This is a genomic window from Acinetobacter sp. YH12218 (assembly GCF_013417925.1).
Classification (GTDB): domain Bacteria; phylum Pseudomonadota; class Gammaproteobacteria; order Pseudomonadales; family Moraxellaceae; genus Acinetobacter; species Acinetobacter amyesii.
Genome location: NZ_VPDB01000073.1, coordinates 1 through 14,505, shown reverse-complemented (window position 1 = coordinate 14,505; position 14,505 = coordinate 1). Strand labels below are relative to the sequence as shown.

At 41.6% G+C, this 14,505-nt stretch carries 16 protein-coding genes and 1 pseudogene; 14 read left to right on the top strand and 3 right to left on the bottom strand.

Translation table 11 applies throughout. The features are described 5' to 3' along the window. Nucleotides 1-336 precede the first annotated feature (336 nt). The 13 genes from FTV03_RS18030 to der all read left to right on the top strand — a co-directional run bounded on the left by FTV03_RS18030 (nucleotide 337) and on the right by der (nucleotide 12,343). Complete coding sequence (locus tag FTV03_RS18030; RefSeq protein ID WP_257220815.1) at nucleotides 337-462, top strand: hypothetical protein; 126 nt, start codon at nucleotides 337-339, stop codon at nucleotides 460-462. 137 nt (nucleotides 463-599) lie between these two features. Continuing rightward, nucleotides 600-1,877 (top strand): glycosyltransferase family 4 protein, encoded by a 1,278-nt coding sequence (locus FTV03_RS14995; protein ID WP_373685144.1) that lies wholly within the window; start codon nucleotides 600-602, stop codon nucleotides 1,875-1,877. Between the two features lie 190 nt (nucleotides 1,878-2,067). Next, on the top strand, nucleotides 2,068-2,619 hold the full coding sequence (locus tag FTV03_RS14990) for a phosphatase PAP2 family protein (RefSeq protein ID WP_180005379.1): 552 nt from the start codon (nucleotides 2,068-2,070) through the stop codon (nucleotides 2,617-2,619). 121 nt (nucleotides 2,620-2,740) lie between these two features. Further along, on the top strand, nucleotides 2,741-2,941 hold the full coding sequence (iscX, locus tag FTV03_RS14985; RefSeq protein WP_078189615.1) for a Fe-S cluster assembly protein IscX: 201 nt from the start codon (nucleotides 2,741-2,743) through the stop codon (nucleotides 2,939-2,941). Between the two features lie 109 nt (nucleotides 2,942-3,050). Continuing rightward, nucleotides 3,051-3,482, top strand: a complete 432-nt coding sequence (gene ndk / locus FTV03_RS14980) for a nucleoside-diphosphate kinase (RefSeq protein ID WP_078189614.1) — start codon at nucleotides 3,051-3,053, stop codon at nucleotides 3,480-3,482. Nucleotides 3,483-3,605: 123 nt separating this feature from the next. After that, nucleotides 3,606-4,841 (top strand): 23S rRNA (adenine(2503)-C(2))-methyltransferase RlmN, encoded by a 1,236-nt coding sequence (gene rlmN / locus FTV03_RS14975; RefSeq protein WP_180042025.1) that lies wholly within the window; start codon nucleotides 3,606-3,608, stop codon nucleotides 4,839-4,841. A 15-nt stretch (nucleotides 4,842-4,856) separates the two neighbouring features. Next, nucleotides 4,857-5,660, top strand: a complete 804-nt coding sequence (gene pilW, locus FTV03_RS14970; protein ID WP_078189612.1) for a type IV pilus biogenesis/stability protein PilW — start codon at nucleotides 4,857-4,859, stop codon at nucleotides 5,658-5,660. After that, nucleotides 5,651-6,445 carry a RodZ domain-containing protein gene (locus FTV03_RS14965; RefSeq protein ID WP_180042023.1) on the top strand — a complete coding sequence of 265 codons (795 nt, stop codon included), beginning with the start codon at nucleotides 5,651-5,653 and terminating at the stop codon, nucleotides 6,443-6,445. Before pilW ends, FTV03_RS14965 begins: the two co-directional genes overlap by 10 nt. Before the next feature lie 23 nt (nucleotides 6,446-6,468). Beyond that, nucleotides 6,469-7,590 carry a flavodoxin-dependent (E)-4-hydroxy-3-methylbut-2-enyl-diphosphate synthase gene (ispG, locus tag FTV03_RS14960; RefSeq protein ID WP_078192661.1) on the top strand — a complete coding sequence of 374 codons (1,122 nt, stop codon included), beginning with the start codon at nucleotides 6,469-6,471 and terminating at the stop codon, nucleotides 7,588-7,590. Nucleotides 7,591-7,593: 3 nt separating this feature from the next. Further along, nucleotides 7,594-8,889: a histidine--tRNA ligase gene (hisS, locus tag FTV03_RS14955; protein ID WP_180042021.1), complete on the top strand. Its 1,296-nt coding sequence runs from the start codon at nucleotides 7,594-7,596 to the stop codon at nucleotides 8,887-8,889. A 30-nt stretch (nucleotides 8,890-8,919) separates the two neighbouring features. Beyond that, the gene (locus tag FTV03_RS14950; RefSeq protein ID WP_078192660.1) at nucleotides 8,920-9,618 is read left to right on the top strand and encodes a tetratricopeptide repeat protein; all 699 of its coding nucleotides are present in this window, start codon (nucleotides 8,920-8,922) and stop codon (nucleotides 9,616-9,618) included. After that, nucleotides 9,615-10,760 carry an outer membrane protein assembly factor BamB gene (gene bamB, locus FTV03_RS14945; RefSeq protein WP_078189607.1) on the top strand — a complete coding sequence of 382 codons (1,146 nt, stop codon included), beginning with the start codon at nucleotides 9,615-9,617 and terminating at the stop codon, nucleotides 10,758-10,760. The genes FTV03_RS14950 and bamB overlap by 4 nt, the downstream gene beginning before the upstream one ends. A 173-nt stretch (nucleotides 10,761-10,933) precedes the next feature. Beyond that, entirely contained in the window at nucleotides 10,934-12,343 is a 1,410-nt protein-coding gene (gene der, locus FTV03_RS14940) for a ribosome biogenesis GTPase Der (RefSeq protein WP_078189606.1), read from the top strand. A gap of 75 nt (nucleotides 12,344-12,418) precedes the next feature. On the opposite strand, the gene FTV03_RS14935 is transcribed toward der, so the two are convergent. Further along, on the bottom strand, nucleotides 12,419-12,988 hold the full coding sequence (locus FTV03_RS14935) for a hypothetical protein (protein ID WP_111884741.1): 570 nt from the start codon (nucleotides 12,986-12,988) through the stop codon (nucleotides 12,419-12,421). Nucleotides 12,989-13,265: 277 nt separating this feature from the next. Here FTV03_RS14935 and FTV03_RS14930 point away from each other — a divergent pair, with 277 nt between their 5' ends. Then, complete coding sequence (locus FTV03_RS14930; protein WP_180042019.1) at nucleotides 13,266-13,907, top strand: 4'-phosphopantetheinyl transferase superfamily protein; 642 nt, start codon at nucleotides 13,266-13,268, stop codon at nucleotides 13,905-13,907. 85 nt (nucleotides 13,908-13,992) lie between these two features. Here the strand turns inward: FTV03_RS14930 and FTV03_RS14925 are convergent, their stop codons facing one another. Beyond that, on the bottom strand, nucleotides 13,993-14,394 hold the full coding sequence (locus FTV03_RS14925) for a hypothetical protein (protein WP_373687967.1): 402 nt from the start codon (nucleotides 14,392-14,394) through the stop codon (nucleotides 13,993-13,995). Nucleotides 14,395-14,396: 2 nt separating this feature from the next. Continuing rightward, a pseudogene (locus tag FTV03_RS14920) lies at nucleotides 14,397-14,505 on the bottom strand (IS701 family transposase); the annotation flags it as partial.

Genomic DNA, 14,505 nt, shown 5'->3' with positions numbered 1-14,505 from the left:
GAGATCCATGCACGCATGGCAGTCTTGAATAAATTCACAGAATTAGGTCGCCCTCATACCCAAGTTGTCTCTTAAATTTGAGTAGCTTAAGGGAACTCAGCCTTTCAAACCTTTATGCAACAAAGCCTATCTGCACCAGAAATGCGATTATCCAATTATGTTTATAGTGAGACAGCTACGTCATTTCATGTATCTTGTGATCGGAGTTATTCAATCACATTTCGTAGTCAAAATTTAAAAAATAGTAATGGATTAAGTTCTGTTTCGAATGGACCGTATCAATTAAGAACGCAACTTAAAGTCATAGGAGGTTCTGATAATCTATGGGGGGCAATCATGAACCAACGTGCTGGACAGGATAGAAAATATACGATTTCTGCGCGTTTAATGGATAACCCACTTTCCTATAATGTTCCAGCAGGAGTATATCGGGATAAGATTTATGTTAATGTCGATTTTTAAAAATAATCATCCAATCTTACATTGTAAAAAAGGAGATGAATAATTCTCCTTTTTTCACGATTGTGTCATCAAATAATCATCAAAATGCAAAAACTGCTGCTTAAATTGTGGATATACATTTATAAGAAGCATGTAAGATCATGACAGAATCGGCTATCAATTTGGGGCGTATACAGGATGAACCTGCACGCTTTCAATTCCAATTTAAGCATATGCAATCACGAATGGATGTGCAAACGGTCTCAACCTTAATCCGTCTAGGTCTAAAAATTGCCATTGTTACAGATACGTGGGCGCCAGAAATTAATGGTGTTGCACATTCTTTATTGCAACTGTGTAAGGGCTTGCAGCAACAAGGCAACTCAATATTTTTAATACGTCCTGAACAGTCCGAAAGTTGTCAGGATTTCAAACCTGATCAAGAGTGTTTGGTTCGAGCGCAGTCGATTCCTAGATATTCAGGTTTACAATTTGGCTGGCCGCAATTGATCAAGCTGAGTAAAGCTTTAAAAAAAGCCCAAGTCGACATTGTGCATATAGTCACTGAAGGGCCTTTGGGATTTGCTATGCTTCAACTGGCGCGTTCTTTACAGATTCCTGTGTCCAGTGGTTTTCATTCGGCCTTTCATGATTTTAGTCGATTCTTTGATTTAGCGTTTTTAATGAAGCCTGTACAACATTATTTACGATGGTTTCATAACAATACTCAACTCACCTGTGTCCCGAGCCAAGATACTGCAGATGCCCTGCATCGATTAGGTTTTAGTTGTCCATTGGTGGTGGTGGGGCGTGGTGTGGACCATAGTCGATTTTCTCCCTCACATTATCGAGCAGATCTGAGACAACAGTGGCAAGCAGATGAACATACCCGCGTGATGCTGTATGTCGGTCGGCTATCTCCTGAAAAAGAAGTGGATGTTTTAATTTCTGCCTATCGTTCGATGTTGGCTATGGATGCACGAACGAAATTGGTCATTGTGGGTGATGGGCCTGATCGTGAACGACTAATGCAACTGGCAAAATCCCTAGATGTTATTTTTATGGGAAGTTTAAGTGGTCAGGCTTTATCGGAAGCCTATGCCAGTGCGGATGTTTTTGTTTTCGCAAGTCAGGTTGAGACCTTTGGTAATGTGGTTTTGGAGGCGATGGCTAGCGGATTGCCTGTGATTGCATATAATGCTGCATGTGCCCAACTGCACGTGAGAAATCAGCAAACGGGATGGTTATGTCATTTATCTCGAACCGATGAATTTATACGTCTTATGCAGCAATTGCCGCAACGCGCTAAATTAAAAACCATCGGCATCGAGGCGGCAAAAGACGCTGCTAAAATTGGATGGCAATATCCCGTACAGCAATTTGAGCAAGCGCTATATCGCGTGGTGGATCAAGCCATGATGAGCCAATGGAGCTAGCGCTATTGGTTATATACTGGTTGAGCATCCTCATAACCAATATTCATTGAACTGTCATCAAAGCATCATTGCACTGTCAAAAAGACAACTTAAGCTGAGTCAAACACAGAACTAAACTTGTAAAAATAACAACACAAATCTAGCTCAACCCCAACATAGTCAGACTTTGACTGTAGATAGGAGATTAGCGATGAATTTTAAAAATGCAAAAACAAGAATGCTGCATCTCGATTTAAAAGGCTGTATTTATCTCAATCATTTTTCACATCAACAAGTTGTGGCTGACATATTTAAAATGGTGAGTCGACTTGGTGATGGTGTGTTTTGGTATGTCATGTTGGCGACGGTTTGGATCGTGCAGGGCATGTCTTACAGTGTACAAATCGTCTATGTATTACTGGGTGGTTCCGTCGGGACCTCGATCTATAAACTCCTCAAAAAGAAAACTGTGCGCCCAAGACCGTACCAAGTGCATCAAGTGATTCGCTTAGGTGAACGCCCTCTAGATCATTTTAGTTTTCCATCAGGGCATACTCTACATGCAGTCATGGCAACAACTGTGCTGGGCTATATTCAACCCATGCTGTTGGTCCTGATGTTGCCCTTTAGCTTATTAGTGGCATTATCTCGCATGATCTTAGGTTTGCATTACCCAAGTGATGTCGCTGTCGGTGCTGCTATAGGCGCTGCAGTGGGTGCGGCGATTATTCTCTGTGCACCTCTTTTCGGTTTGGTTTTATAGTTTGATGTGGACATCTCAATTGCAAAATCTGGTAATAAAAAAATTAAAAGGGTTTATCACGTCGAATTGCTGAAATTTGTTAAAGTAAGCCATCATTCTATAGACGATGTTAGGAAGACCCATGGGTTTACGCTGGACAGATACCATTGATATCGCAATTGAGCTGTATGAAGCTCACCCTGATGTTGATCCGCAATGGATTCGCTTTACTGACCTACATGCATGGGTATGTGCATTGCCAAATTTCACTGATGACCCCGAAAAGTCGACTGAAGGTCTGCTTGAGGGAATTCAGATGGCCTGGATTGATGAGGCAAGTTAATCCCTACATCGAAAAAAGCAATTTTTTTGTATAGCAAAAGCAGAAAATAGCGCATTATTCGGTATAATGCGGCAAATTTTTCACGTCAAATTGACTTAAGGAGCCTCTCATGGCTATTGAACGTACTTTATCTATCGTTAAACCAGACGCAGTTGCTAAAAACCACATCGGCGACATCTTTGCTCGTTTCGAAAAAGCTGGTCTTCAAATCGTTGCAACTAAAATGAAACACTTGACTCAAGCTGAAGCTGAAGGCTTCTACGCTGAGCACAAAGAACGTGGTTTCTTTGGTGACCTAGTTGCATTCATGACTTCTGGTCCAGTTGTAGTTTCAGTTCTTGAAGGCGAAAACGCAGTTCTTGCTCACCGTGAAATCCTTGGCGCAACTAACCCTAAAGAAGCTGCTCCTGGTACTATCCGTGCAGACTTCGCTGTAAGCATCGACGAAAACGCTGCTCACGGTTCTGACTCTGTAGCATCTGCTGATCGTGAAGTTAACTACTTCTTCGCTCAAACTGAGATCGCTCCACGTACTCGTTAATTCGAAGTATTCGAACCAGATAAGTGGTATACTGCTTGTCTGGTTTTTTTATTCTCTGAATAATTCTTCGCTCAAATACTGAGCATCTCCTTTGATCTTTAGACATGGTTTAGGTAATTACACATGAGTACTGAAGTAGTCGCTACATCAGCTGTTTCTGATGCACAGCAACAATCTCCATCCGCTCCGACGCAGCAAAATACTGTGGAGAAAGTGAATTTACTGGGCATGTCACGTCCGCAAATGGAAAAATTCTTCGAAGAAATGGGGGAGAAGAAATTCCGTGCTGGGCAGGTGATGAAATGGATTCATCAGTTCTTCGTGACTGATTTTGCTGAAATGACCAATATTTCTGGTAAATTGCGTGAAAAACTAGAAAAGATTTGTGAAATTAAAGCGCCTGAAGTGGTGCATAAAAATTATTCAAAAGACGGTACTCGTAAATGGGTGTTCCGTGTAGGTGATGGTGCAGGTTCATTGGTTGAAACCGTGCTCATTCCTGCAGAAGATAAAACCGGCGCACGTAAGACCTTGTGTATTTCGTCACAAGTGGGCTGTGCTCTGGACTGTTCATTCTGTTCAACTGGGAAACAAGGTTTTCAACGTGACTTGAGCCAAGCTGAAATTATTGGACAGCTTTGGATGGCGAACTTCTCTTATATGGAAGATGTGCCAGTTGCGGATCGTGAACGTTCAGTGACCAACGTGGTGATGATGGGCATGGGTGAGCCGTTGTTGAACTATGATGCTGTATTGAATTCAATGCGTATCATGTTGGATGACTTTGCGTATGGCATGTCGAAGCGTCGTGTGACTTTATCAACATCAGGTGTGGTGCCTAAAATTGACCAATTGGCACAAGACATTGATGTGGCCTTGGCAATTTCACTCCATGCGCCAAATGATGAACTACGTAACGAACTTGTTCCGATCAATAAAAAGTATCCGTTGGAACAGTTGATAGCAGCTTGTCAGCGTTATATCGCCAAAGATGGCAATGAAAGTTCACGTAAACATGTGACCATCGAATACGTGATGTTAGATGGTGTAAATGACCATCCTGAACATGCACAGCAAATGTTAAAGCTGTTGAAAAACTTACCAAGCAAAATTAATTTAATTCCGTTTAACCCGTTCCCGCATGCGCCATACAGTCGTTCAAGCCGTAACCGTATTATTTCTTTCCAAAAAACTTTGTCTGATGCCGGTTTTGTGTGTACGATTCGTCAGACACGTGGTGATGATATCGACGCTGCGTGTGGACAACTCGTGGGGCAAGTTGCTGACCGTACTCGTCGTGCGGAGCAATGGAAAAAGAAAGTTGCGCAGCAAAATGAGATACTGCGCTCACAAGGATAATAAAGAGGCAGCCAATTGAAAAAGTTAACGTATAAGTTCACTTTCGTTTCAGCTTTATGTGCATCGGTTTTGGCATTAACAGCATGTCAAACGCCTGAGATTGGGAAAAAAGACCCAGAGAAAGCCGTAAAAATCAGAACGCAATTGGCTGTTGAACACCTGAAAGCAGGGGATTTGGACTCTGCTAAACGCGCATTAGATCAGGCTTTAGAAGTGGATTCTCGCGATTCCCAAGCCAATATGATGATGGGTGTCTTACTACAACGAGAAGGCAGCCCAGCCAACTTAGAAAAAGCAGATAGTTATTTTAAGCGTGCAATTTCAGCAGACTCAAAAAATTCTCAAGCGCGTAACAACTACGGTACGTATTTATACCAAGTTGAGCGCTATAATGATGCGATTGAACAGTTCAGCATCGCAGGTTCAACTTTAGGTTATGATCAACGTTTCAAAGCATTGGAAAATTTAGGTCGAATTTACCTGAAAGTGGGTGATGTGGCGAATGCTGAAAAATCATTCAAACAAGCTTTGCAGGCTAATCGTGATTCCTATGTTTCAATGTTAGAGTTGTCTGAAATCTTTTATTTGAATCAGCAGTTCCCTGCTGCCACACAAATGTATGAACAATTTGTACGTGCAGTAGGACAAAAAAATCAGGGTGCGCGCGCACTCTGGATTGGCATTCGAACAGCGCGTGCCAATGGCGACAATTTGGGTATGCAAGTACTGGTTAACCAGTTACGTGCTTTGTTCCCAGAAAGTCCTGAATACCAACGCTATTTGCAATTACAGTACAGTACTGAGGCCGTATGGAAGTAAATCCTAATTCACCGCAATCGAATGGTTCGAGCGTAGCTCCAAATGCATTAGGAAATGTACAACGCCCAGGTGAGTATTTACGTCAAGTACGTATTACGCAAAAACTGGAACTTGAAGCTGTCGCATCAGAACTCAATATTCCATTAAAAACACTGACTGCACTCGAGCAAGATGATTATAAGTCATTGCCTGAAGCGACCTTTATTAAAGGTTACTACCGCACTTATGCCAAATATTTAAAAGTTGATGCCACCAATATCATTCAACGTTTTGATGATATTTATGCCAACGATACGGGATTGTTGCCAAATCACGCGTTAAATAATTCACCGATTAAAATTATGGGTAAATTACCCGGGTCTAACCGTGACCGTAATCGTAAATGGATCAAACGTGGTCTGATTGCATTGGCGGTGTTGTTGGTCATTGGTGCGATCGTGGCGGCGATTCAGGGCATGACCTCGGGCAGCGATAATGAAGACGCTGTGACCAATGATGTCGCTTCAGAAGTTCAAGTCCTCGACATGAATGGCGGGAATGCAACAGTCAGCGGTGATCAATTGACATTGACCTTTAGTAGCCCGACTTCAGTACATATTGTTGATTCGACGGGTAAGGTGTTGGCGACTGGTCGTCAAGCATCGACGCTCAACTTAAACGGTGAAACACCATTCCAAATTCGTTTGGATGATGCAACTGTAGTGTCATTAAGCTTAAATAATGAAAATATTTCATTGTCACCATATACCGTAAACGGCAAAGCAGATTTCCGTTTATCACGTTAAGGGACAACAGAGCAGACTGAACAATGATTGAAAATCCAATTAAGCGCCGTCCAACGCGTAAAATTAAAGTAGGTTCGGTGTATGTCGGTGGTGATGCGCCGATCAGCATCCAAAGTATGACCAATACTGAAACCTGTGATGTCGAAGCGACCGTGGCACAAATTCAGCGCTGTGTAGACGTCGGTGCGGACATCATGCGTGTTTCTGTACCGAGTATGGAAGCTGCTGAAGCTTTTGGTGAAATTCGTAAACGTGTGCAAGTGCCATTGGTTGCCGATATTCACTTTGATTATAAAATTGCTTTACGTGTTGCAGACCTTGGTGCAGATTGTTTGCGTATTAACCCGGGTAATATTGGCTCAGAAGCTAAAATTCGTGAAGTGGTAGCTGCTGCACAACATAATGACATCTCTATGCGTATTGGTGTCAATGCCGGTTCACTGGAAAAAGATATTCAAAAGAAATATGGTGAGCCTACAGGTCAGGCCTTGCTTGAATCTGCAATGCGCCATATTGATATTTTAGACCGTTTAAATTTCCATGAATTTAAAGTGTCAGTCAAAGCATCCAATGTCTTTCTGACGATGGATGCTTACCGTTTGTTATCTAAACAAATTGATAACCCATTACACTTAGGTGTGACTGAAGCAGGTGTCTACCGTACGGGTTCAGTCAAATCTGCTATCGCTTTAGGCGGTTTGTTGATGGAAGGCATTGGTGACACCATGCGTATTTCATTGGCAGCAGAGCCTGAAGAAGAAATCAAAATTGGCTTTGATATTTTAAAATCATTGGGCTTACGTTCAAACGGCATTAACTTTATTGCGTGCCCAAGTTGTTCACGCCAAGAGTTTAATGTCATCAAAGTTATGCAAACATTGGAAGAGCGTTTAGAAGATATTCGTACCCCAATGGATGTATCGGTGATTGGTTGTAAAGTGAATGGTCCGGGTGAAGCCAAAGAAGCCGATATTGGTGTAGTTGGTGCAAGTCCGCGTTCACTGGTGTATCGTAATGGCGAAAAGAGCCATTTAATTGACACAAATCAGTTGGTTGACGAAATCGAAGCGATGGTTCGTCAACGTGTTAGCGATCTTGAAGACGCTAAAGCTAAAGAGATTATTCGCACAAGTTTTTCTGAGTAGATCATGAGTTCAATCGTCGCAATCAAAGGTTTTAATGACATTCTCCCTACGCAAAGTCCTGCATGGAGACGTCTAGAACAGCATCTATCTAGCCTGATGGATGCTTATGGTTATCAGCAAATTCGCTTGCCGATTGTGGAGCAGACTCATCTGTTCAAACGTTCTATTGGTGATGCAACGGATATCGTTGAAAAAGAAATGTACACATTCTTAGACAAAGGTAATCCGCCTGAGTCTTTGACTTTGCGTCCAGAAGGAACAGCAGGATGTGTACGTGCAATGCTTGAACATAACTTACTTCGTGGTGCTACACCGCGTGTATGGTATGTCGGCCCAATGTTCCGCTATGAAAAACCACAAAAAGGTCGCTACCGTCAGTTCCATCAATTTGGCGTAGAAACTTTTGGTGTTGCAACACCAGATCAAGATGCAGAATTGATTTTAATGACTGCACGTTTGTGGAAACGCATGGGCGTTGCAGATAAAGTTCAATTAGAACTCAATACTTTAGGTGAGTCTGATGAACGTGCAGCTTATCGTGCAGCATTGGTTGAATTCCTAGAGTCACATAAAAATGACTTAGATGAAGATTCACAGCGTCGTCTAACCACGAATCCACTGCGTATTTTGGATTCTAAAGATCCAAAAACACAAAGCATTTTGGAAAATGCGCCAAAACTTCACGACTTTATGGGTGAAGAAACGTTGGCTCACTTTGCTCAATTGCAGCAGTATTTGACTGATGCTGGTGTTGGTTTTGTGATCAATCAAAAATTGGTTCGTGGTCTCGACTATTACAACAAAACGGTCTTTGAATGGACAACTACACACTTAGGTTCTCAAGGAACGGTATGTGCTGGTGGTCGTTATGACGGTTTAGTCGGTCAGCTTAAAGGTAAAGTAGACCAGTCGGTGCCTGCTGTTGGTTTTGCAATGGGTATGGAGCGTTTGCTTCTTCTACTTGAACAAGTGGAAGACAATACTCCTGTACGTGACTGTGAGCTATTCTTAGTTTCAGATCCTGCAACTCAAGGTAAGGCATTGGTCCTTGCTGAACAAATTCGTGATCAACTTGAAGCAGCGGGTAGCAACATTCGCTTAAAAGTTGGTTCACAAGGTTCAATGAAATCGCAAATGAAAAAAGCAGACCAATCGGGTGCTTTATTTGCTGTGATTTACGGTGAACGTGAGCAATCAGCAGGGCAAGTGCTGGTGAAAGAGCTAGCGATTGCAGAACAACACGAAGTGAATGTGGCAGACTTTGTTGCCTTCATTATCGAAAAAATTTCTTCAAAATAATCCCTATAACATAAGGAAAAAGGTAATTTCATGAGCGCATTGAGTGAAGAAGAACAACTTGATAATTTAAAATCGTTTGCTAAAAAATATGGCTCTGCCATTGTTAGCGGCATTTTAATTGCGTTGATTGCCTTTTTCGGATGGGAATACTGGCAGAAGAAAACTTTGGCTGAATCACAAATGCAAACAGCCAAAGTCCAGCAGTTAATGGATGATGCTCAGTCGGCGACGGGTGACGCTTTTACACAACTTTCTGCGACTGCAGATAAAATTGTAAAAGAAGCGCCAGATTCGCCACAAGCCATCCAAACTCAGTTGCTTATGGCAAAATTGGCGTATGATAAAGCGGATTATGCCAATGCTGAGAAAGCTTTGAAAAAAGTTGAAAATTCAAAAGTTGATGATGCAGGCTTAATTCAATTGGTGAAATTACGTTTGGCGTATGCACAATTGGCACAAAAGAAATTTGATGAAGCATTAAAAACCTTAGAAGCAGTTAAAGAACCTGCTTTTCAAGCGACTGCAGATGAAGCCCGTGGCGATGTCTATGTTGCAAAAAATGATATCGAAAATGCAAAGAAAGTTTATCAAAGTGCATGGGATGCTTTGGTTGAGCGACAAGAAGAACGTCAAATTTTACAAATTAAACTCGAAAGTGTAGGCGTTTTAGTTGATGATCCTGAAATTGAACGTCCGATTATAGATACACAAGTGGAAGCAACTGAATGAATAGAAAATACAAAATTACCTGTGCGCTGACAGTTTTAACACTTGCTTTGGCTGGTTGTGCAAATAAAGGAAAAGTAGAAAAAGTAAAACCAAATCCTTTACCAAAATTGGAACAGGCAAAAACTTTAGCACCTGTATTTTCAAACAGTGTGGCTTCAACTGAAGAAGCAGATCCACTACGTTTACGTATGGATGCAGATAATGGCGTTGTTTTTAGCGTAAATCCTAATGGTGAAGTTCAAGCCTACAAAGGCAAAGAGCGTTTATGGCAGAAGAAAATCTCTAAACAAGGTTTGACTGCAGGTGTAGAAGCAGCTGACGGAATTGTGGTTGTTGGTAATGCAAAAGGTCAATTATTTGCATTAGATCAGGCAACAGGTGAACAAAAGTGGACAGCGCAATTAACCGGCGCGTTACTTTCACCGTCGTTGATTCAAGCAGGTCGCGTTATTTCAGTTACCAATGATGGGACGGTATACGCAAACGATGTGGCAACGGGCCAACAAACTTGGACCTATAACTTGCCAAATGTACAGTTTAGTTTACGTGGTATGGCAGCACCGGTATCACTCGATGCGCGTCATGTTCTCATCGCTTCTTCAAATGCCTATATCTATGTGATTGATGCATTGAGCGGTATTCCGAAAATGCAGCGTCGTGTTGCAGTGTCAGACGGTCGTTCAGATGTACAACGTCTCATTGATATTGACGGTGAACCGACTGTAGCAGGTCAATTTTTAATTACCACCAGTTACCAAGGCCAAGTGACAGCACTTGATCTTGCCTCACAACAAGTGATCTGGAGTAATGATGCGAGCAGTATTCAGCGTCCTGAAGTTGCAGGCAATGGTGTCTTTGTGACACAAACTGATGGTAAAATTGTGGCTTACGAAATTACCACTGGTCAAACATTGTGGGAAAATGACCAATTGCTTAATCGTAATTTGAGTAACCCAGTGATGTTAGGTCAAGACCTTGTGGTTGGTGATCTGGATGGTGTACTTCACTTAATCAACCCAGCGACAGGTGAGTTGGTTGGTCGTTCTAAAACCAGTGGTGAAGTACGTTCACTACGTGTAATTGACAATCAATTATATGTGTCGACACGTAAGGGTGCATTAAGCATTTGGCAGAACCGTTAATTTTTCTGCGGCTTATGTTAAAATAAGCCAAACCGTATTTTTAACGCGGGGGATTGAATCATCAATGCCCCGTGTTTTTATTTATTTTAGGCATTTATCCTATTTCCATTCTTCCTAAGCTTTCTGATGTTCAGACCAGACCAAACTGGCTGATCTGGAATAAAGGTTAATCTATGAAACCCGTAATTGCGCTCATTGGTCGTCCGAACGTCGGAAAATCAACGTTGTTTAACCAGATAACCAAGAGCCGTGATGCTCTCGTTGCTGACTTTGCCGGTCTGACTCGTGACCGTAAATATGGTGACGCGACTTATCAAAATAAATCTTTCATTGTCGTTGATACTGGGGGTATTGGCGAAACTGAAGGTGGTATCGATTCGTACATGGCAGAACAGTCAAAAACTGCCATTAATGAAGCAGATATTATTGTCTTCGTGGTCGATGCGCGCGCAGGCCTATTGGCATCTGATGAGCAAATTGCACGTGACTTACGTACGCTAGGTAAAAAAGTTTATCTTGTTGCCAACAAAGTTGATGGTGTTCATGCCGAAGCAGCTTTAGTTGAATTCTTCAAATTGGGTATGGGTGAACCACTTCAAGTGGCTGCCAGCCATGGTCGTGGTGTTCAGCAAATGCTTGAAGAAGTGTTAGCTGAAGTGCCTGAAGATGAAAGTGAAGAACAACACGATAAAGACACAGGCTTACGTTTAGCGATTATTGGTCGTCCAAACGTGGGTAAATCGACTCTAGTGAACCGTTTGTTGGGTGAAGACCGTGTGGTTGCATTTGACCAACCAGGTACTACACGTGACTCGATTTATATCCCATTTGAACGTGATGGCCGTAAATACACATTAATCGATACTGCGGGTGTACGTCGTAAAGGTAAAGTGGACGAAATGATCGAGAAATTCTCGATTGTGAAAACTTTACAAGCGATGAAAGATGCGCATGTTGTGGTTATTGTTGTCGATGCACGTGAAGGGATCGTTGAGCAAGACTTGCATTTGATCGGTTATGCGCTTGAAGCAGGCCGTGCGATGGTGATTGCCATCAACAAATGGGACAACATGTCTGACTACGACCGTAAACAATGTAAATTAGATGTTGAACGTCGTTTTGACTTTATTCCATGGGCAAAAATTCACTTAATTTCTGCACTTCACGGTACAGGTGTTGGTGATCTTTATCCATCGATCCACCGTGCTTATGATTCTTCGCATTTGAAAGTATCACCTGCGAAAATCACTCAGATCTTGAATGATGCAACTGATGCGCACCAACCACCAATGGTTCAAGGTCGTCGTATCAAAATGCGTTATGCGCATATGGGCGGACAAAATCCACCGACGATTGTAATTCATGGTAACAAGGTCGATAAAACGCCAAATGACTATCGTCGTTACCTAGAAAACGTGTTCCGTAAAGTTTATAAACTTGAAGGTACGCCAGTCAAAATTGAATTTAAAACCTCTGATAACCCATTTGAAGGTCGTAAGTCGCAAATCGATGAGCGTACGGCGGCACGTAAACGTCGTTATGTTCAGAAGTTCAAAAAGGCGGAAAAGAAATTCAAACGCTAAGTTTAGATGAACAAAAAAGCCTGCAGATATGCAGGCTTTTTTATTTCACTTTATTTATCTAAAAAGATGTAGAAATTAGTTTTTACACTTTTTAGCTTGGCGGTAAATATCAATATTATCCAGATTAGCTTGAGCAATTTCCATGGCTTGCTGTGCGCTGCTGCTATCCTGTTGTGTATTTTTATTGCCAGAAAAAGCTGTCGCAAATTGTCCCATACGCGCGGCTGTTTCAGATTGACCTGAAAATGCGGATAGCGCGTTGCCAGCAAGACCAGCCCATTTTGAAACTTGATTATTTTGCTGTGCAGACGCTTGGCTTAATGCCAGTTGCGATGCTTCCAATGTGCGTTCGAAAGTTTTACGTTCAACGCTCAGATCAGTGCAATCTAAGGTTTTTAAATAACTGGTGCTATAAACACTATTGTTGGTTTGGTTAGCTTGATTGAAATTTGAGGCATAGCCACGGTCTGCTTGAGCTACAGCATTGGCAGCTTCTTGACGGCTTTGATTCATACGCGCTTCAGCTTGGTCCATAATCGCGCCATTTTTGGCACCCATTACTGCAACAGCTGCATCCAATAAGCCTGCTTGAGCGAAACATGGTAGGACACAAAGTGAACTGATTAACGTGATTTTTCTTAGCATCTGATTTACCCCGAGTTTTAAATTAAAGTTATAAGAATCTAGAGTATTTTATCTAATTGAAGATGTATTTAAAATATTTATTATACTTAAGTATTTGAATATATTTATAATATTAAGTATTTCTTAAGTGGTTTGAAATATTTTTAAACTGAGTTTTAAAATCTCGATAAGTCAAAGGACCGATGCGCTCATCTGTATTGTGGTGTATTTTGTGTCGGAGAGTCGCATAAAATATAGCGTCATGGACGTAGTGTAAAAGATATTGGATCAATAACTTATGGCGAAAATTCAGCTTGAATATAGTGCAATTACTGACTTCTTTGTGGAGCCGCATGGCTTGAGTCGTCAAGAGGTAATTGCCGTGCGTAAACAAGCCATTTACCAATATCGAAATCAATTACTCGGGCAGCGGCTAAATAGGTCAGTTGAAAATTCAGATTTTTCAAAGTCTGCGTTTGGTAAGCCTTTTCTTCCGGATTTGCCACATTTTCATTTTAATCATAGTCATAGTCAGCAGCATTATGTATTGGCCAGCAGTGAAAAAATCGCCAATATTGGTGTGGATATTGAAGATTTAAATCGAAAAGTTCGTTTTGATGCGATGGCTCAACACAGCTTTCATCCCGAAGAATTGCTCAATTGGGACAGTTGTGAGCATGATCCTGATTTTTGGTTTAAAGTTTGGACCACCAAAGAGGCGGTACTTAAAGCGTCGGGTTTAGGGATTCGAGTGAACCTGAATGAACTGAATACGCAGTGTCATCTAGAGCAGAATGGTGGGATGTGTAGTCACCCCGCTATTGGCACTTTTGCTTATCAGAATATTCAACTGCCGCATGTGATGTTGACGGTGGCATGGCAAAGTGAACAATCTTGCCGAGGTTTTCATTTGCCTAATATTGAGTTGAATGTCTTATAAATCGGTATGAAATAAAATCATCATGAAAAAAGCCCTGTTCTGGCTGAACAGGGCTTTTTTTAAATCAATCTAAACTGGCTTTAGATTAGATTTTGCATTTTTTAGAACCTTGGTAGATACCAATGTTGTCGATGTTTGCTTGAGCAGCAGATTTGTTTGCTTGTTGAAGTTCAAGGTTGCCTGCTTCTGAAATATCTTGCTCACCAGCCAAGCTGTTTGCAATGTTGCTTGCACGAGCAGCTTTTTCAGAGTTACCACCGAAAGCAGCAAGAGCGCCACCCGCTAAACCAGCAAATTTGCTCAATGATTTGCCTGGCGCTTGAGCAGATGCTTGGATGTTTGCAATGTTTTTGTCAGCAGCTTCTAAAGAGCGCTTAGCATTCGCTTTTTCAACAGCAAGAGTTGCACAATCCATCGCTTTTAATTCTGAAGATGCGAATTGAGTTGTAGCAAAAGCAGAAATTGAAATAGAATAGGACTTACGCACTATTATTTAAAGATTCTCTGTGGTAGCAGATGATTTTTATCGAGAATAAAGTCATCAATGAAGCTTTTGATAATTGGTCTAAATAATTTCTTCTGCCAACGATATACATTT

What these genes read in the sequence shown, in the direction of transcription:
- FTV03_RS18030 (WP_257220815.1), top strand. Translation starts at nt 337, where the DNA reads ATGAACCAACGTGCTGGACAGGATAGAAAATATACGATTTCTGCGCGT.
- FTV03_RS14990 (WP_180005379.1), top strand. Translation starts at nt 2,068, where the DNA reads ATGAATTTTAAAAATGCAAAAACAAGAATGCTGCATCTCGATTTAAAA.
- iscX (WP_078189615.1), top strand. Translation starts at nt 2,741, where the DNA reads ATGGGTTTACGCTGGACAGATACCATTGATATCGCAATTGAGCTGTAT.
- ndk (WP_078189614.1), top strand. Translation starts at nt 3,051, where the DNA reads ATGGCTATTGAACGTACTTTATCTATCGTTAAACCAGACGCAGTTGCT.
- rlmN (WP_180042025.1), top strand. Translation starts at nt 3,606, where the DNA reads ATGAGTACTGAAGTAGTCGCTACATCAGCTGTTTCTGATGCACAGCAA.
- FTV03_RS14965 (WP_180042023.1), top strand. Translation starts at nt 5,651, where the DNA reads ATGGAAGTAAATCCTAATTCACCGCAATCGAATGGTTCGAGCGTAGCT.
- ispG (WP_078192661.1), top strand. Translation starts at nt 6,469, where the DNA reads ATGATTGAAAATCCAATTAAGCGCCGTCCAACGCGTAAAATTAAAGTA.
- hisS (WP_180042021.1), top strand. Translation starts at nt 7,594, where the DNA reads ATGAGTTCAATCGTCGCAATCAAAGGTTTTAATGACATTCTCCCTACG.
- FTV03_RS14950 (WP_078192660.1), top strand. Translation starts at nt 8,920, where the DNA reads ATGAGCGCATTGAGTGAAGAAGAACAACTTGATAATTTAAAATCGTTT.
- bamB (WP_078189607.1), top strand. Translation starts at nt 9,615, where the DNA reads ATGAATAGAAAATACAAAATTACCTGTGCGCTGACAGTTTTAACACTT.
- der (WP_078189606.1), top strand. Translation starts at nt 10,934, where the DNA reads ATGAAACCCGTAATTGCGCTCATTGGTCGTCCGAACGTCGGAAAATCA.
- FTV03_RS14935 (WP_111884741.1), bottom strand. Translation starts at nt 12,988, where the DNA reads ATGCTAAGAAAAATCACGTTAATCAGTTCACTTTGTGTCCTACCATGT.
- FTV03_RS14930 (WP_180042019.1), top strand. Translation starts at nt 13,266, where the DNA reads ATGGCGAAAATTCAGCTTGAATATAGTGCAATTACTGACTTCTTTGTG.